This window comes from Tenacibaculum sp. ZH5_bin.1, from assembly GCF_042865525.1.
Lineage (GTDB): Bacteria > Bacteroidota > Bacteroidia > Flavobacteriales > Flavobacteriaceae > Polaribacter > Polaribacter mesophilus.
Map to the genome: position 1 here is coordinate 21,093 of NZ_JBEGIO010000008.1, position 19,976 is coordinate 41,068.

A 19,976-nucleotide genomic window follows, 5' to 3' on the forward strand; every position below is an offset into this window, starting at 1 on the left:
CTCTTTACTTAGGGCGATTATATTGTTTTGCTTAATCCATCTATGAGGGTTTCATGGGGCAATTTTAATAATAAATTAGGATTAGGGCAATTTTGCTTGTAAAAATCCAACGTCTTTTTTGAAGACACTCCTGGATAATCTCCATAATAATCTTCAATATCTATTATTAACTGAAAGTGTAAATGCGGAGCATAATCTCCATTTACAGAACTATCTCCTAAAGTTCCAATTTTCTCTCCTTGTTTAACTTTTTTACCAACTGATATGTCTTCTAAAGATTCTAAGGATAAATGACCATACAATGAATAAAATTCATTTCCTTCTATTGAATGTTTTAGAATAATTGTAGGTCCATAGTCTCCATAGTTTACATTGTTTTTAAAACTATGAATTTCTCCATCTAATACTGCTAAAATATCTGTACCTGCATCACACCACAAATCAATTCCCAAATGAATATTTCGTTGATTTTCTTCTGATAATTTATTAAAATGTTCACTTCTATTATAAATATCTCTTACTTCTAAATATCCTCCAAAAGCAACTGTTTTTTTATGTTTAAAAAAGTAGTTTTCTAAATATGCTTCCCATTCTTTTGATGAAGAAACGTCAAAAGTTAACTCTTTGTTAGATGCAGCTATTGAAATTGGAATGTACTCATTAAAAGATATGTTAGCATTAATTACATGCAATGGTTTTTGAGATATATTCTTAAAAAAATCTGTCATAAATAGTTTTATATATAAAAAAGAGTAATCAAAGATAATTGATTACTCTTACATATGTAAATTACACAAATTATTCTATCGTGTTACAGTTCCGCTAATTTCTCTAACAGGCCCTGCTTCCATATCAAATGTTACATGATCTTCTGCATCTGCTGGTACTCCATGTGCTAAAGGTTTTAATGTAAATGGAGCTGGACTGTTATCTGGATAGGGTTCAACAGAAATAACAGCTGTTGTTCCTCTTAAATCTGTTGGAAAAATAAATCCATCTGGAGCATTTTGTATAAAATCTTCTCCCGGGTATCCTGGTCCATTATTTTCATTACCTTTAAATGGTGTTGTTGTTGCATTATCATCTGCCATTGCTACATCTGTAAAAGTTCCTGTACTAATTGGCGTACCATTAATAACTACCCAACCTTCATATTTCCAGCCCTCAGGTAAAGTTGGTAAAGAAAGTCCTGTTGCAGGACTCCCTCCTGTTAAGTCTAAAAACCAAATACCACTTCTTTCATTATTCATCATTCCATCAGTTGGGGTAGCTAAAATGTATTTACCTGTTGAAGTTGAAAAGTCTCCTACAATTCCTGTAGATGATATTCCTGCTGAATTTCCTGAAAAATCTCCTGCTAGCACTTTAGTATTTGCTGGTGCTGGATCTGGGTCGTTTGCTGGTTCAATGGTTAAAACAAATGTAGTTGCTGCTGATAGCATGTCAGAATCAACTACAAAAGAGCTTTCAGACAATTCTCCTGAATCATTTACATTAAAAGTTCCTGTTGATACAGGAGCTCCTCCTACAATTATCCAACCTTCATACACATAATCAGTTCCTAAATTCTCTAGACCATTAACATTTAAACTTAAGTTTGATGTTTTTGGTGTATTATCGTCATCATCATTACAGGCAACAAAAGTTAACGCACTTACTGCTGCTATTGTTAAAAGTATTTTTTTCATTGTTTTTGTAATTTTGAGTTTATACAAAAACAAAGTTACTTGCAGTTTTTCTAATAAAATGTTAGCTAGCTTACACTTACGCTATTTTTTTAAGTAGTCGTATCTCCTTTCTATTAAAATTAATAATTTTTTCTTCTTTTAACTCGTTCATTAAGGTGTTTAAAGTTGGCCTTGAAGTACCTATAAGTGTTGCTATATCTTTTTGTGTATATGGGTGTTCTATTACTTGATCTCCAGTTTTTTCACATTCATGTCCATATTCTTCACACAACTCTTTAAAAAACTCTAATAAGCGAGTACGTGTGTCTTTAAAGAATAATAACTGAAGCCTTCTTTCTAACTTTTTTATTCTCAAACCAATAAATTTATAAATCTTAAAACTTACAGGTATATTATCTCTCATCAAAGAATACATAGTTTCTCGTGATACTGGACAAATTTCTGTTGTATTATCTATAGATTGAGCAAATTCATTTCGTTTTTCAATACCCAAAATAGCTTTTTCTCCAAATATTTCTCCTTTGGTTAAAATAGCCTTAATTACTTCTTCTCCTTCTTCTGTATAATAACCTAGTTTAACCTTTCCTTTATCTATTAAATAAATTTTATTTGCGACATCTTCTTCAAAATAGATATAGTCTTTCTTTTTATAAAGACTTAAAGTATGTGTTTCTTTATAGGCAGGATATTTATGTGGGCATAATATTTTAAATAAGTTAACATCTTCAAAATACCAAAGTGCACTCATAGTTTTTACTTTTAAATTTTAAGTCGAAAAAGCTAAAAATACATTACAAAAAAAGCTCTGGAGTTTTCCAGAGCTTTTTTTACCTCTATTTTGCGAGTAGCTTTTTAAGCGTTTTGCTTTTTTATTAAGTTTAAAGCTGAACCTTCTTTAAACCACTCTATTTGCCCTTTATTATATGTATGGTTTGTAATAATAATATCTTTTGAACCGTCTGCATGAACAACTTCTATTGTTAATGGTTTGTCTGGAGCAAATTCGTTTAAATCTAAAAAGTTGAACGTGTCATCTTCTTGAATTAAATCATAGTCATTTTCGTTGTCAAATGTTAACCCTAACATTCCTTGTTTTTTTAGATTTGTTTCATGAATACGAGCAAAAGACTTTACTAAAACTGCTACTACACCTAAATGACGAGGCTCCATAGCTGCATGCTCACGAGAAGATCCTTCTCCATAATTATGATCACCTACAACTATAGTTGGAATTCCTTTCGCTTTATACGCTCTTTGTGTTTTTGGTACTGCATCATATTCACCTGTTAACTGACTTTTTACAAAGTTAGTTTGCATATTAAAGGCATTTACAGCCCCTATTAAACAGTTATTGGAAATATTATCTAAATGACCACGATAACGTAACCATGGTCCTGCCATAGAAATATGATCTGTAGTACATTTACCGTGAGCTTTAATTAATAATTTAGCTCCTTTTATTTCATCTCCAATTGGTGTAAATGGAGTTAACAATTCTAATCGTTCAGAATTTGGATCTACTACAACTTCAACATCACTACCATCTTCTTCTGGAGCTAAATATCCATTATCGTCAACTTCAAATCCTTTTGGTGGTAATTCCCAACCTGTAGGTTCGTCTAACATCACTTCTTCTCCATCTTCATTAATTAACTTATCTGTTAATGGATTAAAATCTAAACGACCTGCAATAGCAATGGCTGCGGTTAATTCTGGAGAAGCAACAAAGGCATGTGTATTTGGATTACCATCGGCGCGCTTTGCAAAGTTTCTATTAAATGAGTGTACTATTGAATTTTTAGGAGCATTCTTCGGGTCTTCATAACGTCCCCACTGACCAATACATGGTCCGCACGCGTTAGTAAATATTTTTGCATCTAAGTTTTCAAAAACTTGTAAGATACCATCTCTTTCAGCAGTATAACGTACTTGCTCAGACCCTGGGTTTATACCAAACTCTGCTTTTGTTTTCAATCCTTTATCTATTGCTTGTTGTGCAATAGAAGCCGCACGCGATAGATCTTCATAAGAAGAGTTTGTACAAGAACCTATCAATCCCCATTCTACCTGCAATGGCCAATCGTTTGCTTGAGCTTTCTCTGTCATTTCCTTTCCTACTGGAGTAGATAAATCTGGCGTAAAAGGTCCGTTTAATAATGGGCCTAATTCTGATAGATTAATTTCAATTACCTGGTCAAAATATTGTTCAGGGTTTGCATATACTTCAGCATCTGCCGTTAAGTATTCTTTTATTTCATTTGCTGCATCTGCTACATCACTTCTATCTGTTGCTCGTAAATAACGCTCCATAGATTCATCGTAACCAAAAGTAGAGGTTGTTGCTCCAATTTCTGCCCCCATATTACAAATAGTTCCTTTTCCTGTACACGACATTGCTGTTGCACCAGGTCCAAAATACTCTACAATAGCACCTGTTCCTCCTTTAACTGTTAAAATTTCTGCAACTTTTAAAATAACATCTTTTGGTGCTGTCCATCCAGATAATTTACCTGTTAACTTCACACCTATCAACTTAGGAAACTTTAATTCCCAAGGCATTCCTGCCATAACATCTACAGCATCTGCACCTCCAACACCAATAGCTACCATTCCTAAACCTCCTGCATTTACCGTATGAGAATCTGTACCAATCATCATTCCTCCCGGAAAAGCATAGTTTTCCAAGACTACTTGGTGAATAATACCCGCTCCTGGCTTCCAAAAACCAATTCCATATTTATTAGAAACTGACTCTAAAAAATTAAAAACTTCATTTGAGTTATTTAATGCTGTTTGCAAATCTGTTGAAGCACCTACTTTTGCCTGAATTAAATGATCGCAATGCACCGTTGTTGGTACAGCTACTTTATCTTTTCCTGCTTGCATAAACTGTAACAATGCCATTTGTGCTGTTGCATCTTGACAAGCGATACGATCTGGAGCAAAATCAACATAATCCTTTCCTCTTTCGAAAGCTTTCGTTGGTGTTTCATCCCATAGATGTGTGTATAAAATTTTCTCTGCTAATGTTAAGGGTTTTCCAGTAATTTTTCTTGCAGTATCTACTCGTTCTACTACTTTACTGTATACCTCTTTTATCATTTCTATATCAAAAGCCATATTTATTAATTTTTGTTATCCTACGAATTTACCAAAAAAAAATAGTATAGAAATGAAGCTACTATATAATTATAATGAGTTTAAATAGTTATTATCTATAATAGATTTTCTAATTTTATATGTAGTTTACAGTATAAAAAAAGCTCAAGTATAATACTTGAGCTTTTAGTTACTTTATTTAATAAATAAATTATACTACTAACTGCTTTTGAGATGGCTTAAACTTAGTTAAAACAATACTATCAACTGCTTTTTCGTACTCTTCCATAGTTGGAGTTCTTCCTAAGATAGTAGACAAAACAACAACTGGTGTTGAAGATAATAGTGATTCTCCTTTTTTCTCTCCTGAATCTTTTACAACTCTTCCTTGGAATAAACGTGTAGATGTTGCCATTACCGTATCTCCTGGTTCTGCTTTTTCTTGGTTACCCATACATAAGTTACAACCTGGGCGCTCTAAATATAGCATGTTTTCATACTTTGTACGTGCTAAGCCTTTTGGAGCATTATCATCAAATTCAAAACCTGAGTACTTCTGTAACACTTCCCAATCGCCCTCTGCTTTTAATTCATCAACAATGTTATAGGTTGGAGGTGCTACTACTAACGGAGCGTTAAATTTTACTTCTCCTTGTTGAGATTCAATATTTTTTAACATTTGAGCTAAAATTTTCATATCTCCTTTGTGTACCATACAAGATCCTACGAAACCTAAATCTACTTTTTTAGTTCCTCCATAAAAAGATAATGGACGAATAGTATCATGTGTGTAACGTTTAGAAACATCTTCATTATTTACATCAGGGTCTGCAATCATTGGTTCAGCAATTTCATCTAAATCAATAACTACTTCTGCGTAATAATTTGCATCAGCATCTGGTTTTAAAGCTGGTTTTGTACCAGTTTTAAGCTCTTGAATTCTGTTATTGGCTTTATCAACTAAACCTTGTAACATTTGCTTTTCGTTATCCATACCTTTATCAATCATGATTTGGATACGATCTCTTGCAATTTCTAAAGATTCAATTAACGTTTCTTCTTCTGAAATACAGATAGACGCTTTAGCTTTCATCTCAGCAGTCCAGTCTGTAAATGTAAAGGCTTGATCTGAAGTTAAGGTACCAATGTGTACCTCAATAACACGCCCTTGGAATACGTTTTCGCCATCAAATTGCTTTAACATTTGTTGTTGCGTAGCGTGTACCACGTCACGGAAATCCATGAAGCTTCTCATATTTCCTTTGAAGGTTACTTTAACTGACTCTGGAATTGGCATAGTTGCCTCTCCTGTTGCTAAAGCCAATGCTACTGTACCTGAATCGGCACCAAAAGCAACTCCTTTAGACATACGAGTGTGAGAATCTCCACCAATAATAATATCCCAATCATCAACAGTAATATCATTTAATACTTTATGAATTACATCTGTCATTGCATGATATTGACCTTTTGGATCACGCCCAGTAATTAAACCGAAGTCGTTCATAAATTTCATTAAACGAGGAATATTCGCTTTTGACTTATCATCCCAAACAGAAGCTGTGTGACACCCCGATTGGTAACCAGCATCTACAATTGGTGAAATTACCGTAGCTGCCATCATCTCTAATTCTTGAGACGTCATTAAACCTGTAGTATCTTGAGACCCTACAATGTTTACTTCTACACGAACGTTAGAACCTGCATGTAATGTCTTACCTGGTGTAGTTCCAACAGCATTTTTATTGAAAATTTTCTCAACAGCTGTTAATCCTTGGTTTTCAATAGAGATTTCTTTTGATGCTGCATATACTTGAGGAATATCAATACCTAAAGCTTTACAGGCAAAAGTTTGTAATTTTTTACCGAAAACTACAGCATAAGATCCTCCAGCCTTAATAAACTCCATCTTTTGAGGAGTTAAAGCTGTAGAAATATCTTTTAACTCTTGATCTCCGTTATATAATTTTTTCTCTTTTGTATTGATTGTTAAAACAGTTCCAGTTTTAACAGAATACATCTCTTTTAAAATTGGTTCTCCATCTTTATCTACAACTGTATTACCGTTTTCATCTTTTTGTTTTACCCAGTTTTTTAAATCGATTCCAATTCCTCCGGTTACTCCAACTGTGGTTAAGAAAATAGGTGCTATACCATTAGTACCGGCAATTACTGGCGCAATATTGATAAATGGTACGTATGGAGAAGAAGGAACACCTGTCCATAATGCCACATTATTTACTCCAGACATACGAGAAGATCCAACTCCCATAGTTCCTTTCTCAGCAATTAACATTACACGCTTATCTGGGTGTTGTTCTTTTAATGCTAATAATTGCTGTTGCATTTCTTTATCATGCTCAAAAATAGATTGTCCGTGTAACTCACGATCAGATCTAGAGTGAGCGTCTGCTCCAGGAGATAATAAATCGGTAGAAATATCACCTACACCTGCAACAAAAGTTACTACTTTTATTTCTTCTTCTACTTCTGGTAACTTAGTAAAGAATTCTGCCTTAGCATAGCTTTCTATTAATTCTTTAGCTATTACATTGCCATCTTTATATGCTTTTTCTAATCTTTCTGTATCTGCTTCATATAAGAAAACTTGAGTTTTTAATACTTTTGCTGCTTCAACGGCAATATCAGCATTATTTCCAAGTGCTAAATCTAATAACACTTCAACAGATGGACCACCTTTCATGTGTCCTAATTGTTCAAAAGCAAAAGCAGGAGTTATCTCTTCTACTACAGATTCACCTTGAATAATTTCTTTTAAAAAGTTTGCTTTTACACCTGCAGCACTTGTTGTACCCGGTAAAACATTATAGATAAAGAAATTAAGAGAGTCTTTTCTGTGAGGATTGTTTACATCTTTAATTTGTGAGATGATTTCAGTTAACAATTCACTTCCATCGATAGGTTTAGGGTGAAGACCTTGACCTTTTCTTACTTCAATCTCCTTTAGGTAATCTGAGTATGTGTTCATAAAAAGTTTTGTTTTTAAATATTTAGAAGGAAATAGTAAAAGTTATTACGTATTAAAACCGTTCTTTTACAGCTTTATCCTGTTAATTTTTGCTTAGCAAAAGTAATATTTTAACCTCAATTTTAAAAATAAACAACAAAACAGTCAAAAAAGCAAATTAATTTAATTAGAAAGACCTATTTTTAAAAATATACCAAAAAAACAAGTGTAAAAACACGCAATAATTATCAAATTGATAATTCACTATTTTTAAGTGTATTAAAAAAAATGCTATAATGATTCTAAATAGGAAAAAAAGCAGACCCATAAGCTGGATTCTGTCCCTTAAAAAATAAGGTTCTTATCATTTATCTAGTTCTGAAATTACTCTCAGAATCAATCTGCCTACCCCTTAGAATCGCGCGAGTAGCGCTCAAGCTCTAATGTACATGGCATTGCACCGCATAGAGTTTACCTGGTTTCACTACAGCATTACCTGTACATTCTTTCTGTTGCACTTGTCCTCGGTTTACACCGGACGGATGTTATCCGCTATGCTACTCTATGGTGTCCAGACTTTCCTACTTATATTTTCTACAAGTCGATAAGATAGGTCTGCTATTATATTGTTATAATCAAATAAAAGTTCACACCTCTATTCATAAAAAAACCCACTCAAAAGAATTGAGTGGGAAAATTGCTATGAAAAAGAAAAAGTGTCTAGAACGTCTCCTAGACACTGCAAATATATAACTGTTTTTCGTTTAAAAAAAATTTTATTTAAAAAAATTATCTTTTTTATGATTTTTTTAAGAAAACATGTCTTTAACCTTTTCAAAGAAAGATTTGTCTGATTTCTGAGGGTTTGGGCTAAAGTTCTCATCTTCTTGCATTTCCTCAAAAAACTTACGTTGATCTTTCGTTAGTTCTTGTGGAGTCCATACATTTATATGAATTAAGAAATCTCCATTACCATAACGCTCAATACTTGGTAATCCTTTTCCTTTTAAACGTAAAATCTTACCTGATTGCGTTCCTGGTTCTATCTTAATCTTTACTTTTCCTGTAACAGTTTCTATTTCTTTTGATACTCCTAAAACTGCTTCTGAAAAATTAATATATAAATCGTAGTGAATATTACTACCTTCACGCTTTAAATTTTCGTGTGGTACTTCTTCAATTAATACTAATAAATCTCCTGGAATTGAGTTTTTACCTGGAGCTTCATTTCCTTTACCTCCTACTTTTAATTGTACACCTTCTGTAACACCCTCTGGAATATTGATAGAAACGGTTTCTTCTTTTACTACCATTCCTTGGGCATCTGCTCCACTTGGTTTTTTGTCTAGCATCTCTCCTGCTCCATGACAGGTACTACAAGTAGTAGCTGTTTGCATTCTACCTAAAATAGTATTGGTAACACGCATTTGTTGTCCGCTACCATTACATGTTGAACATGTTTTATAGGTTACTCCGTCTGCTTGAACTTTTCTACGAACTTTTACCTTCTTTTCTACACCTTTGGCAATTTCTTCTAGTGTTAACTTTACACGGATACGTAAGTTACTACCTTTAACTCGTGCTTGACGGTGACCTCCACCACCAAAACCACCGAAACCTCCTCCGAATGCTCCTCCGAAAATATCTCCAAATTGGCTAAATATATCATCCATATTCATACCTCCACCACCGAAGCCTCCATGACCTCCTTCAAAAGCAGCATGACCGTACTGATCGTAACGAGCTTTTTTGTTGTCGTCACTTAACACCTCATAAGCTTCTGCGGCTAGTTTGAATTTTTCTTCAGCTTCTTTATCATCAGGGTTTTTATCTGGATGGTATTTAATAGCCATCTTACGATATGCCTTTTTAATTTCAGCTTTTGATGCTGATTTTGATAATCCTAATATTTCGTAATAATCTTGTTTTGCCATAACTTTCAATGTTCAACTATTAGTAAGTAAGTATCGTTAGTGACCAATAGTTGTATTAATGATGATTGTTTTACGCTTGCCCCATTACTACTTTAGGGTGACGAATAATTTTATCTCCTAGCTTATATCCTTTCTCCACACAATCTATAATTTTTCCTTTTAATTCATCTGAAGGTGCTGGTATTTGTGTTATTGCATCATGAACTTCTGCATCAAAATCATCTCCTGGTTTTACTTCTATTTCAGTTAACCCTTTTTGAGTTAAGGTGTTTTTAAACTTATTATTAATAAGTTCCATACCTTTTAATAACTCAGAGTCTTCTGTTTTTTTAATTTCTGCCAAACCTCTATCAAAATCATCCATAATTGGCAGTAAAGCTGTCATTAATTCTTGACTTGCAGTTTTAAAAAGTTCAATACGTTCTTTTGAAGTACGTTTTTTATAGTTTTCAAACTCTGCAAATAAACGCAAATATTTATCTTTCTCTGCTTGAATTAATTCTTCTGCCGTTGGCTCTTCTTTAGCTTCAACCTCTTTATTTTCTTGAGTTTCTTCTTGATTCTCTCCTAAGTCGCCATTTTTAATAGCGTCGTTAATTTCGTCTTCTTTTGTATATTGATCTTTACTCATTGTAAATCGTTTCATGTATTTAACACTTTTTGATTAACAATAATATTGCCAATAAAAGAAATGTGTCATAATGACATTGCAACATAACTTCTCAAAGAAAACCATAGTATAAAGTTCAAAAAAAAATATATTTATATTTTGTTCAAAGATTTCAAAACTATATATTTAAGAAATTTTTATTAATTAATTTATAACATAAAAAGTCCCTCATTATGAAACAGAATTTTTTAAACATTTCAGGAGTTACCGTTCTTTCAAAGAACCAACAAAAGAACTTAACAGGTGGTGCTGCTATTGATCTTAATAAATGTGGATGTGACTGCTCAGGAAGCGTTACAGGTCCTATTTATTGTCATCAATATTTTGCTTGTACACAAGAGTACACTTGTAGTGAAGAAATGTAGAGAAATAAAAAAGCTGTTATTTTAAAAATAACAGCTTTTTACTTCATTATAAATTTATACCTTTATAAAGGTTTAACTAATTTAGCCTTTGTAGGTATAACAAATTCTGCTTCTTCAATAAACTTTATGTTTGATAACTTAACCTCTCCTATCTCTTCTTCATATCCGTTTTTTAATGACCACATATGAAAAGTCCAATTAGTTGCAAAAGGAATTGAATTAACTAATTCGATATTGTTATACTTAATAGCATGCGGTTCTTTTTCTGCTTTTTCCTTTCCTTTACCAAAAGTAACAATATACGCCGCTCCTTCTAAAAAGTTTGTACTAGGATTTTTATAAATTACATACCAGTCGTCTGGTGCATCACCTGTTCCAGAAGCAAAGGTTAGTTTACCTGTATCAAAGTTTTTAGTTCCCCATTTATTTTCTTCAAAATTAGACCAAATAGTTCCATCGTCGTTTAGTTTATAAGGTAACCCTAAAAAATAAGACCATGTAAAAATATCAAACCTTGCTGCTGCTAAATCTTTCTCTTTTATTCCAACTGAATACACTTCTTTTCCGTCAAAAAGTATTATTTCTCCATTATTTTTCTCTATCTTTATTTTACCTCCACCTGGTTCTTGTGTTATTGTTCCTGTTAAGCGATTTTTTCCACCAAAAGTTATGTCTATGTCATACTTTAAATACTTTTGATTCATAAAAGCTTTTTTATGATGAGCTTTTTCTATTGAAGACGTAAAGTCTTTCTCTTGAGCTACAAAAATTATTGTTTGTAATAGTAAAATAACAAGTGTTATTCTTTTTTTCATAATGATTCATTTAAGTTAAAGCGACTTAGTCGTTACTTTAGTTTCTTCATTACAATTTTTTTTATAAAAAAATTAAAAGTTAAATATAAAAGTCTAAAAACTTACGTTAGAAGAGAAAAAAACCTTAAATCAGTCGATTCTGCATATACCTTGAAAAGGTTTCCTTTATTTTGACAACTTACCTATTAGATTTTCAAAACAACCTCAGAGAGTAAGAAACTTTGATTTAAATGGATAATATTTGACACTAACAATGGTAATCTGCCTTTTTTATCTTTAATAAAAATACATATCTAATGCTTAAAAGGTAATGATTAAATGCTCTGCCTTATTTAATACAATCTGAAACATAAAATACTTTTACACTACTGAGAGCTGAGGTAAAAACAAGTAAATTTTTTAAAACTTTATACCAAAAACACTTTTATAATTCGCATCATGAGGTAAACCACTTTTTACTCTTACATTTAGCCATAATTTGTTTACACAATTCTCTACACGTTTTAGTGTACTTATACACCTGTAAAGAAAAGTCAGCGAAGTTCGCTGATAGTTTCGTTGGGTAGTATTCAATAAGGTATGTTAATTTATTTTTATTAAGTACATCTTAACTAAGTTTCTAATACTATTTTACTTTTTGGGTAGGGTAAATTATTACCTACTTGTTTTATTCAAAAAATTGTTCTCTTTTAAAGAATTGTAACCCAAAAATTAAACAAATATGAAAACAAAACTCAACTATTTATTAGTTGTTCTTTGCTTTGCGTCTATTCATGTACTAGCACAAGAGCAAAAAAATGAAGACCACAGAAAAAAGCTATGTAATTTATTTCCAGTTCTTCATAATTATATGCCTCTACACGTAAAATTCTAACGATACCTTTTCGGTATGGGTGGAATATTATTGCTAAGAATTTTAACTTAATTATTAATACATAAAATGAAAATTACTAGAATTATTGCATTGATTGCTCTGTGTACATCGGCACTCAATGCACAAGAAAAAGAAGTTGATTGCGATTTCAACATTAACAGAGCTTATTACCATTTGGAAGGAAAAGAACTCTTTACAAAAGACAAACAAAAAGCTATTGAATACCTAACTCCTTGTGTAGAAACTGAAAATCCCGTAGCACAACTTATGATGGGTCGTATCTTGCTAGAGGAAGCCACAGAAGAAAGTTACACAAAAGCTTTTAAACTAATTAAAGCAGCTGCAAAACAAGGCAATGCTATTGCTGCTACCGATTTAGGAATACTGTATAAGTATGGTAGAGGGTGTAAACTCAATTACAACAAAGCGAGAAAATGGTTTGAAAAAGGATTTGAGTTAGGGAACACCAAAGCAGCTTATTTATTAGGCTACCTATACTTAAAAGGCTTTGGAAACATACAACAAGACTATACCAAAGCGGTTAGTTGGTTTGAAAAGAGCGACTATCCTATGGCGAAATATTGGTTAGGAGTTTGTTACTATCACGGTTATGGCGTAGATAAAAATGTAGCAAAAGCAAATGAGTTATTAAAAACCAACTTTGATACAGCAAAAGAAGCTAACATAAGTGAAGCATCTAAAAACTCAGAAGTAGTAAATGCAGAGGAAATTAAGCATGTTATAAATGAAGAAGAGACAGTTACATCAGTAGAGGTTACCAAACAACAACTAAACGGAATGTGGGAAGGCGATTTATTGTTTTTTGATTGGTCAGCAACTCATATAGAAAACAAAATTCCTTTTAAAATTACAGCGAAATATGATGCAGAAAGTGATGTATTACATATCACTACGACCATTGCTGATAAAAAACAAAATGTAGATTTTACTAAATTAGATAACAGTCTTTATTTTAATGATGTTACTGTTGAATTACCACATAGTTCATTTAGTAAAAACATTCCTTCTGTTTTAGAGCATCAATTACTTTCTTCTGATGTTTCTATCAAACAATTTAATTCAGAAACCTACTTAACAGGAAATTTAGAGACTTATGTGAGTGCTTGGAAAGAATCAGGAGTACCTATTCGTTTTGTGTTAAAGAAGAAAAAGAAATTAGAAAACTCAGAAGAAGAGCTTTCAGAAGAAGCCTTAGCTGCACTTTCAAAACAAGAAGATAGTTTTATAAAGCTATATCCAAACCCTTTTGAAAAAGATGTAATTGTATCCTATTCATTAGAACAGCCAGCAAATACGAAGGTTACCATAACCAATATGAATGGATTACGAGAAAAAGTAATAAAGCCTTTAGCTAGTCAGGAAACAGGTAGATACCAATATTATGTAGAGGGAACGGATTTACCTAAAGGAATGTATGTAGTAACCATACTAGTAGGAAAAGAAAGAAAAACAAGAATTATCATCAAAAAATAATTGCTAGAAAAACACACAAATGAAAAGAATATATATACAGTTTTTACTACTACTTTTAGTAAGTACATTTAATATTGATTTACAAGCCCAAAGATTAAATATACCTGAAAAATCAACTATTGGAGATGAATTCTTAATTGCTCCAGATGGTACATATAGTGAATTAAGGCCTGTTTTATCAAAAAATTGTGGCTGTGAAGTTGCTGATTTAAGTTTTAACTGGAGTGGCTCTTTTAATAATGCAATAGCTAACGAGAACTTGATTAGACTTGCTAGAAAAAGAGCTTTAAAAAAATGGTATAGTAACCAAATAAACAAAGTAGTTAAACCAGCTATAGACAGAAAATTTGGTAGAACGTTTTCTAATTTTGAAGAAGCTAAAAATGAACTTTTAATAGATTCTGAAAGAAAAAACATAGCTACTCTTTCAAGACCTCTTAGAGATAAATATTCTCGTTTAAGATCTCGAGGATTTAAGGCCAAAGAAAAGCATTTAAAAGAGCTAAAGTTATTAAAACTAAGAGAAGCAGAAATTAAATCAGGAAATATAAATAATCCTTCCTTGGGTTATATTAAAGTACAAGGGGTATACTTAAAAGATATTAGAAGTTTAAATTCCTTAAAATCAAAATGGACTCCTTTATTTGATGATTTTAGCAAGAACATCGCTGAAACTCATATAAACAACCATATGTATAAAAGCATAGGTAGAGGAGTTGAACCAGAAGTAATTAAACTTAAAAACCGACATTATAATAGTTTAAACACTTGGGACAGGCTAAGCTTATTACAATTTTTAGTTCATTATGAAGAGTATAAAAAGTTAAGCTCTCCTCCATACCTTGTTCCTGAACATATTAATAATATGTTTAAGAAGTTTAATAATATAGATAAAGCTACACCTGAGTTAATAAAAAAATTATCTATAAAAAACAGAACAGGAGGGTTTTCAGTCTTTGATGGTAGAACCTATTACAAGTTATTAAGCGCTTATACATCACCTCCTGCTTTACCTGGAGGTGAGTATATGGCCAAAATGGAATGGGAAAGATTAAAAAATCAAGCATTAGATAAGTTATTAAACTCTACGAGTACACCTAAAAATCTCTCTGAGTTCTTACAACAAGAAGAACCTGATTACTTTGGACAAGTTGTTAAAACAAGCGGAGGAGTTTCAAGAATTCATCAAAATGCTGTTGCTTTTACTGATAAAAATGGTAATGCATTTGCTTTTATAACTCCTGATGAAAAGTTCTTCTTCTATACAAAAGGAAAAGGTTGGTTTTTGGAAGGCAACAGATTCACAGAACAAAGAAGTTATCAATACTATGTTTTAGACAAGTACAATAGAAATAGTCAACCTATAACTTGGGGAATACACAGAGCAGCTGACGACTTGGGTGGTTTTGTTGTAGATTTAGTGGGGCATCCTAATAAAACAATAAGTGATTTTGCCAAAGGAATTATAAAAATAGCTACATTAGATTTTGATATTGAGAAAACATGGAACACTGTAATTAATGCAGATTTATCAGATGCTTCGTACATTGTATCAACAATAGCATTAGGACACTTATCAGGTCCAAAAGGCAAAGGACTTATTCCTGCTTCTGAGACTCCACAATTTCAAGAACTATTAGCTCAATACGCTGCTAAAACAAGACCTGCAAAACTAACTTGGCCTGAAATATTACAACTTTTTAAAAAGGCTAGAATCTTTGAGAAAAATGTTTCTTCACATTTGAAAACAATTTACAAAGTAAGTGACGGTTATTCTGTCTTTAATCAAGTATATTTGAAATATAATGGAGTGGTTTCTATAGTAGACGATTTAATTTATAATAGTAAAACAGGAAAGTTTTTATTAAATGAAAGTAAATATGGTGTACATAATAAGCTTACCAAAAATCAAAAATATATTCAGGACGCGATTAAAGCAGGAAAAAGCATAGAAGTAAGATCTAAAGGTCTTTTTAAGGACGTAAATGGAGAAGTTATTTTTGGCCAGGGCTCCTTAATAAAAGTTTCTGAAATCTTACGAGCACACAGTGTAAATGGAGTTATTGATATTAATACATTAAAAACTTTATGGAAAAAATAATCACAAAAAACTTAGTAATAAAAACAGTTGGTACTAAACTTGCTAAAGAGTTTAGTGCTGATGGCTTTAAATATGTAAAATCTAAACAAGAATTAATAAGGAAATATAAAGGAGGTTTTGATAAAATAGACTTTACTACATATGATATGTATCCTATAAGTCATCAAGAACTATCTGTTTCTTTTAAAAAAAGGTTAGATATCGTAGAGAATATTGTAAACAAATTTTATGATGGTAGGTTTATAAACCCAAAGTTTCATAAAGATACAATTACTATTTACCCGGATGTTGATTTAAATAAAGAAATTTATACTATTAAATTTAAGTCAGAGAACAATTTAAATTGTGAAATCTGTTCTAAATCAGAAAACATAAAAACAGAGGCCTTTATATTACATACAGAAGAAGATATTGAAAATATTATAAATTCTCTTATCCCTTTTATTCGAGAAAAAATCTTGCTTTTTTTTAAAGCTAATGATGATTTACAATATGTAAACAAGAAAGAAAAAGAACGAATACTGAAAAATGATAATAAGATTCCAATTATTCCTTTAATGCATTCTTTAGTCTTAATGAAACTTACTAATGACTTGGATTTTAATAAACTTAAAAAAGAATATTTAATAAAACTAGGACCATTACTGGGTTTTGAAGAAGAAAGTAAAAATGCTTTAAATGAATTGATTACTTATTTAGACAGTATTTAAACATAAAAAATAATTAAAGACCTACCAATAAGTGTAGGTCTTTATAGAATAAATTAATTAAGGTTACTCTAGTACTACACCTATAAAAATTAAAATGGAATATCAAAATAAGATTAATAAAAACATTTCTGAATTGTTGACAAATGAACGATTTAAATTTAGATATTCAGAAGTAAAAAAAGAGTTGGAAGTACTTAAGAGTAATGACTTAATTAACAACAAACAGTTTGAAAAAATATACAACGAAGATATCCTGTTAAAAATTAAATATAAAACCTATAAAAAAGCTCTTCGCAATCTAATTATTGGTCTTGTTTTAATTGGAACTGGTTTTGTTCTTATGAACACTTTACCTTTTCGGTATTTAATTATAGTTGGTGGGATAATTCTTTCTGTCAGTTCTTTCTTTGGAATCCAATCTAACAAACTTACTAAGAGTCAAAAAGAATACCTGAAAAGCTAAAAATTGGAATCCAATAATCTCATCATTTTTTATACGGATGCTATGAAGTTTATATTCTCTTGATAAACAAATAATATTTCTAACAAAAATCTTCTATACTTCTTTGTCCCTAAATAAGATTGCTTTTTGTTAGTACTAAAATTCCTGTAGTTTATCTCTAAAAAAAGGGAAGTATTTTCTATTTTTGTGCCTTTCAACACAACAACAAAACATGAACTTAACAGAATTAAACGCCATCTCTCCTATTGATGGTAGATACCGTAACAAAGTAGCAAGCTTAGCGAACTATTTTTCAGAAGAAGCTTTAATAAAATATCGTGTAAAGGTAGAAATTGAATATTTCATTGCTTTATGTGAAATTCCATTACCTCAGTTAGCCGATTTCAACAAAGATTTATATGCTGATTTACGTAAAATTTATGAAGATTTTTCTGCAGAAGACGCGCAAAAAATCAAAGAAATTGAAAGCGTTACCAATCACGATGTAAAAGCTGTTGAGTATTTCATCAAAGAAAAGTTTGACAAGCTAAGCTTGAATAAGTATAAGGAGTTTATCCATTTCGGATTGACGTCTCAAGATATTAACAACACCGCTATTCCATTATCTATTAAAGATGCGATGGATGAAGTGTACTATCCAACCTTAGATACCTTAGTTTGTAAATTAGCTGATTTATCAGAAGAATGGGAAAACGTACCAATGTTAGCAAGAACTCACGGGCAACCAGCCTCTCCTACGCGTTTAGGAAAAGAGTTTTTTGTGTTTGTAGAACGTATTAACAATCAAGTTATTCACATACAACATACACCACATGCTGCGAAGTTTGGTGGAGCTACCGGTAATTACAATGCCCACAAAGTAGCATATCCAGATATCGACTGGAAAAACTTCGGAACTCATTTCGTAGAAGAAGTATTAGGTTTACACCACTCCTTCCCTACTACGCAGATTGAGCACTATGACCACATGGCTGCTTTATATGACGGATTAAAACGTGTAAACACGATTTTAATCGATTTAGATCGCGATGTTTGGACCTACGTTTCTAACGACTACTTCAAACAAAAAATTAAAAAAGGTGAAGTAGGTTCATCTGCAATGCCACACAAAGTGAATCCGATTGATTTTGAAAATTCTGAAGGAAACTTAGGAATTGCCAATGCTATTTTTGAACATTTAGCAGCTAAATTACCAGTTTCAAGGCTACAACGTGATTTAACGGATAGTACGGTATTACGTAACGTTGGAGTTCCTTTTGGACATACCTTAATTGGTTTTGCTTCTACGTTAAAAGGATTAAACAAGTTATTATTAAACGAGGCTAAGTTTGTAGAAGATTTAGAAAATAACTGGGCAGTAGTTGCTGAGGCTATTCAAACTATTTTACGTCGTGAAGCCTATCCTAATCCATACGAAGCTTTAAAAGGATTAACTCGTACGAACGAAAAAATAAACAAAGATTCTATCGCTAACTTCATTGATACTTTAGAGGTTTCTGATGCGATTAAGAATGAATTAAAACAAATTACACCATCTAATTACACAGGTATATAATGAGATATTTACTTACTTTTTTAGTTTTAGTCTTAGCTATTTCGTGTACTCCAGACAAAAAAGGAGATCCAACACGTTTTGTTCATGGAACCTTTGAAATTCCTGCTGGTGACAATTATGGAAAAACAACTATTGTAAGAAAAGATAGTTTGCAAATTGAAGAGTACACCAAAAAAGTAAGTATTTCTACAGATAGTTTGGTTACCGAAAAGGAGATAAAACACATAGATACACTCTACATCAAATGGAAAAATAATTTTGCATACACTTTGCGAATGAAAAATCCTAAAACTGATTTAGATAAAGATCCTATATTTGTTCAAATAACTAAAGTAACCTATAGCTCTTATAATTTTACAGCTCGTGTTGGCTACTCTAACTTTAAACAAAAAGGAACTGTATATAAAGTGCAATAAACTATGGAAATTTTCTTACAAGCAGATACTTGGATAGCTTTACTAACTCTTACTTTTTTAGAAGTAGTACTAGGGATTGATAACATTATATTTATCTCTATCGCCTCCAACAAACTCCCTGAAAATCAACAAAAAAAAGCTGCTAGAATAGGCCTCCTTTTAGCGATGATTTTTAGAATTCTTCTTTTATTAGGAGTTTCTTATTTAATAAGTATGAAAGACCCTATTTGGAATATTGACTTATCTTGGTTAAAGGTAGGTGTTACAGGGCAAAGTTTAATTTTATTTGCAGGAGGTGTATTTCTCTTATACAAAAGTACTAGCGAGATTCACCATAAAGTGGAAGGAAAAGGAGATGAAGATGCTACAAACACCTCTAAAAAGAAGAAAACATTACTAAATGTTATTACTCAAATAGTACTAATTGATATTGTTTTTTCTTTTGACTCAGTTTTAACTGCTGTGGGTATGACCAACGGTATTCAAGGAGCGCTAATAATTATGATTATTGCCGTAATTGTCTCAATATTAATCATGCTAATATTCGCTACTCCCATTAGTAATTTTGTAAACAAGCACCCTACTATTCAAATGCTAGCCTTGTCTTTTTTAATTTTAATTGGGTTTATGTTAATCACTGAAGGAGCACACTTATCTAACATGATTGTTTTTGGGCAATCTGTAGGTGCAATTCCAAAAGGGTATTTATATTTTGCAATAACATTTTCTTTATTAGTTGAAATGCTTAATATGAAAATGCGAGGTAACTCAAAAAAATAAAAAAAAGTTAAAAACCCTGTTTGTACAAAAACAAACAGGGTTTT

General features: G+C 31.7%; 17 protein-coding genes and 1 other RNA gene. 9 read left to right on the forward strand and 9 right to left on the reverse strand.

Annotated elements, in window-relative coordinates; translation table 11 throughout:
- Positions 1-17: 17 nt before the first annotated feature.
- The 8 genes from ABHQ57_RS15205 to ABHQ57_RS15240 all read right to left on the reverse strand — a co-directional run bounded on the left by ABHQ57_RS15205 (position 18) and on the right by ABHQ57_RS15240 (position 10,335).
- Positions 18-728 carry a peptidoglycan DD-metalloendopeptidase family protein gene (locus ABHQ57_RS15205; RefSeq protein WP_167713745.1) on the reverse strand — a complete coding sequence of 237 codons (711 nt, stop codon included), beginning with the start codon at positions 726-728 and terminating at the stop codon, positions 18-20.
- Positions 729-803: 75 nt separating this feature from the next.
- Positions 804-1,688, reverse strand: a complete 885-nt coding sequence (locus ABHQ57_RS15210; protein WP_167713744.1) for an anti-sigma factor — start codon at positions 1,686-1,688, stop codon at positions 804-806.
- A gap of 76 nt (positions 1,689-1,764) precedes the next feature.
- Entirely contained in the window at positions 1,765-2,436 is a 672-nt protein-coding gene (locus ABHQ57_RS15215; protein ID WP_073183507.1) for a Crp/Fnr family transcriptional regulator, read from the reverse strand.
- Positions 2,437-2,540: 104 nt separating this feature from the next.
- Positions 2,541-4,808 carry an aconitate hydratase gene (locus ABHQ57_RS15220; RefSeq protein ID WP_167713743.1) on the reverse strand — a complete coding sequence of 756 codons (2,268 nt, stop codon included), beginning with the start codon at positions 4,806-4,808 and terminating at the stop codon, positions 2,541-2,543.
- Between the two features lie 190 nt (positions 4,809-4,998).
- Positions 4,999-7,776, reverse strand: coding sequence for a bifunctional aconitate hydratase 2/2-methylisocitrate dehydratase (locus ABHQ57_RS15225; protein WP_167713742.1), 2,778 nt, complete (start codon positions 7,774-7,776; stop codon positions 4,999-5,001).
- 290 nt (positions 7,777-8,066) lie between these two features.
- An RNA gene (gene rnpB, locus ABHQ57_RS15230) (RNase P RNA component class A) lies at positions 8,067-8,377 on the reverse strand.
- A 187-nt stretch (positions 8,378-8,564) separates the two neighbouring features.
- Entirely contained in the window at positions 8,565-9,689 is a 1,125-nt protein-coding gene (gene dnaJ, locus ABHQ57_RS15235; RefSeq protein ID WP_073183511.1) for a molecular chaperone DnaJ, read from the reverse strand.
- A gap of 70 nt (positions 9,690-9,759) precedes the next feature.
- Positions 9,760-10,335: a nucleotide exchange factor GrpE gene (locus ABHQ57_RS15240; RefSeq protein ID WP_231128407.1), complete on the reverse strand. Its 576-nt coding sequence runs from the start codon at positions 10,333-10,335 to the stop codon at positions 9,760-9,762.
- Between the two features lie 197 nt (positions 10,336-10,532).
- Between ABHQ57_RS15240 and ABHQ57_RS15245 the strand changes: the two genes are divergently transcribed.
- Positions 10,533-10,724: a hypothetical protein gene (locus ABHQ57_RS15245; protein ID WP_047790585.1), complete on the forward strand. Its 192-nt coding sequence runs from the start codon at positions 10,533-10,535 to the stop codon at positions 10,722-10,724.
- A gap of 62 nt (positions 10,725-10,786) precedes the next feature.
- Here ABHQ57_RS15245 and ABHQ57_RS15250 read toward each other — a convergent pair whose 3' ends face one another.
- Positions 10,787-11,539: a DUF6503 family protein gene (locus ABHQ57_RS15250; RefSeq protein WP_073183513.1), complete on the reverse strand. Its 753-nt coding sequence runs from the start codon at positions 11,537-11,539 to the stop codon at positions 10,787-10,789.
- A 721-nt stretch (positions 11,540-12,260) separates the two neighbouring features.
- On the opposite strand from ABHQ57_RS15250, the gene ABHQ57_RS15255 reads away from it, so the two are divergent.
- From ABHQ57_RS15255 to ABHQ57_RS15290, 8 genes are all read left to right on the forward strand, one after another.
- A complete protein-coding gene (locus tag ABHQ57_RS15255) occupies positions 12,261-12,413 on the forward strand; it encodes a hypothetical protein (protein WP_167713741.1) in 153 nt (50 codons plus the stop codon).
- Positions 12,414-12,479: 66 nt separating this feature from the next.
- On the forward strand, positions 12,480-13,907 hold the full coding sequence (locus ABHQ57_RS15260; RefSeq protein ID WP_281979819.1) for a T9SS type A sorting domain-containing protein: 1,428 nt from the start codon (positions 12,480-12,482) through the stop codon (positions 13,905-13,907).
- Positions 13,908-13,926: 19 nt separating this feature from the next.
- Positions 13,927-16,008, forward strand: a complete 2,082-nt coding sequence (locus tag ABHQ57_RS15265) for a hypothetical protein (RefSeq protein WP_167713738.1) — start codon at positions 13,927-13,929, stop codon at positions 16,006-16,008.
- Positions 15,996-16,718 carry a hypothetical protein gene (locus ABHQ57_RS15270; protein WP_167713737.1) on the forward strand — a complete coding sequence of 241 codons (723 nt, stop codon included), beginning with the start codon at positions 15,996-15,998 and terminating at the stop codon, positions 16,716-16,718. The genes ABHQ57_RS15265 and ABHQ57_RS15270 overlap by 13 nt, the downstream gene beginning before the upstream one ends.
- Before the next feature lie 94 nt (positions 16,719-16,812).
- On the forward strand, positions 16,813-17,181 hold the full coding sequence (locus ABHQ57_RS15275; protein WP_167713736.1) for a hypothetical protein: 369 nt from the start codon (positions 16,813-16,815) through the stop codon (positions 17,179-17,181).
- 211 nt (positions 17,182-17,392) lie between these two features.
- Positions 17,393-18,736: an adenylosuccinate lyase gene (gene purB / locus ABHQ57_RS15280; RefSeq protein ID WP_167713735.1), complete on the forward strand. Its 1,344-nt coding sequence runs from the start codon at positions 17,393-17,395 to the stop codon at positions 18,734-18,736.
- Positions 18,736-19,152, forward strand: a complete 417-nt coding sequence (locus tag ABHQ57_RS15285; RefSeq protein WP_167713734.1) for a hypothetical protein — start codon at positions 18,736-18,738, stop codon at positions 19,150-19,152. Before purB ends, ABHQ57_RS15285 begins: the two co-directional genes overlap by 1 nt.
- A 3-nt stretch (positions 19,153-19,155) precedes the next feature.
- Positions 19,156-19,932, forward strand: a complete 777-nt coding sequence (locus tag ABHQ57_RS15290; RefSeq protein WP_047790579.1) for a TerC family protein — start codon at positions 19,156-19,158, stop codon at positions 19,930-19,932.
- Positions 19,933-19,976: the final 44 nt, after the last annotated feature.

Excerpts from the sequence above, each read along its gene's own strand:
- ABHQ57_RS15290 (WP_047790579.1), top strand. The coding sequence starts at position 19,156 with ATGGAAATTTTCTTACAAGCAGATACTTGGATAGCTTTACTAACTCTT.
- ABHQ57_RS15245 (WP_047790585.1), top strand. The coding sequence starts at position 10,533 with ATGAAACAGAATTTTTTAAACATTTCAGGAGTTACCGTTCTTTCAAAG.
- ABHQ57_RS15265 (WP_167713738.1), top strand. The coding sequence starts at position 13,927 with ATGAAAAGAATATATATACAGTTTTTACTACTACTTTTAGTAAGTACA.
- ABHQ57_RS15275 (WP_167713736.1), top strand. The coding sequence starts at position 16,813 with ATGGAATATCAAAATAAGATTAATAAAAACATTTCTGAATTGTTGACA.
- ABHQ57_RS15270 (WP_167713737.1), top strand. The coding sequence starts at position 15,996 with ATGGAAAAAATAATCACAAAAAACTTAGTAATAAAAACAGTTGGTACT.
- purB (WP_167713735.1), top strand. The coding sequence starts at position 17,393 with ATGAACTTAACAGAATTAAACGCCATCTCTCCTATTGATGGTAGATAC.
- ABHQ57_RS15260 (WP_281979819.1), top strand. The coding sequence starts at position 12,480 with ATGAAAATTACTAGAATTATTGCATTGATTGCTCTGTGTACATCGGCA.
- dnaJ (WP_073183511.1), bottom strand. The coding sequence starts at position 9,689 with ATGGCAAAACAAGATTATTACGAAATATTAGGATTATCAAAATCAGCA.
- ABHQ57_RS15205 (WP_167713745.1), bottom strand. The coding sequence starts at position 728 with ATGACAGATTTTTTTAAGAATATATCTCAAAAACCATTGCATGTAATT.
- ABHQ57_RS15220 (WP_167713743.1), bottom strand. The coding sequence starts at position 4,808 with ATGGCTTTTGATATAGAAATGATAAAAGAGGTATACAGTAAAGTAGTA.
- ABHQ57_RS15255 (WP_167713741.1), top strand. The coding sequence starts at position 12,261 with ATGAAAACAAAACTCAACTATTTATTAGTTGTTCTTTGCTTTGCGTCT.
- ABHQ57_RS15240 (WP_231128407.1), bottom strand. The coding sequence starts at position 10,335 with ATGAAACGATTTACAATGAGTAAAGATCAATATACAAAAGAAGACGAA.
- ABHQ57_RS15225 (WP_167713742.1), bottom strand. The coding sequence starts at position 7,776 with ATGAACACATACTCAGATTACCTAAAGGAGATTGAAGTAAGAAAAGGT.
- ABHQ57_RS15250 (WP_073183513.1), bottom strand. The coding sequence starts at position 11,539 with ATGAAAAAAAGAATAACACTTGTTATTTTACTATTACAAACAATAATT.
- ABHQ57_RS15285 (WP_167713734.1), top strand. The coding sequence starts at position 18,736 with ATGAGATATTTACTTACTTTTTTAGTTTTAGTCTTAGCTATTTCGTGT.
- ABHQ57_RS15210 (WP_167713744.1), bottom strand. The coding sequence starts at position 1,688 with ATGAAAAAAATACTTTTAACAATAGCAGCAGTAAGTGCGTTAACTTTT.
- ABHQ57_RS15215 (WP_073183507.1), bottom strand. The coding sequence starts at position 2,436 with ATGAGTGCACTTTGGTATTTTGAAGATGTTAACTTATTTAAAATATTA.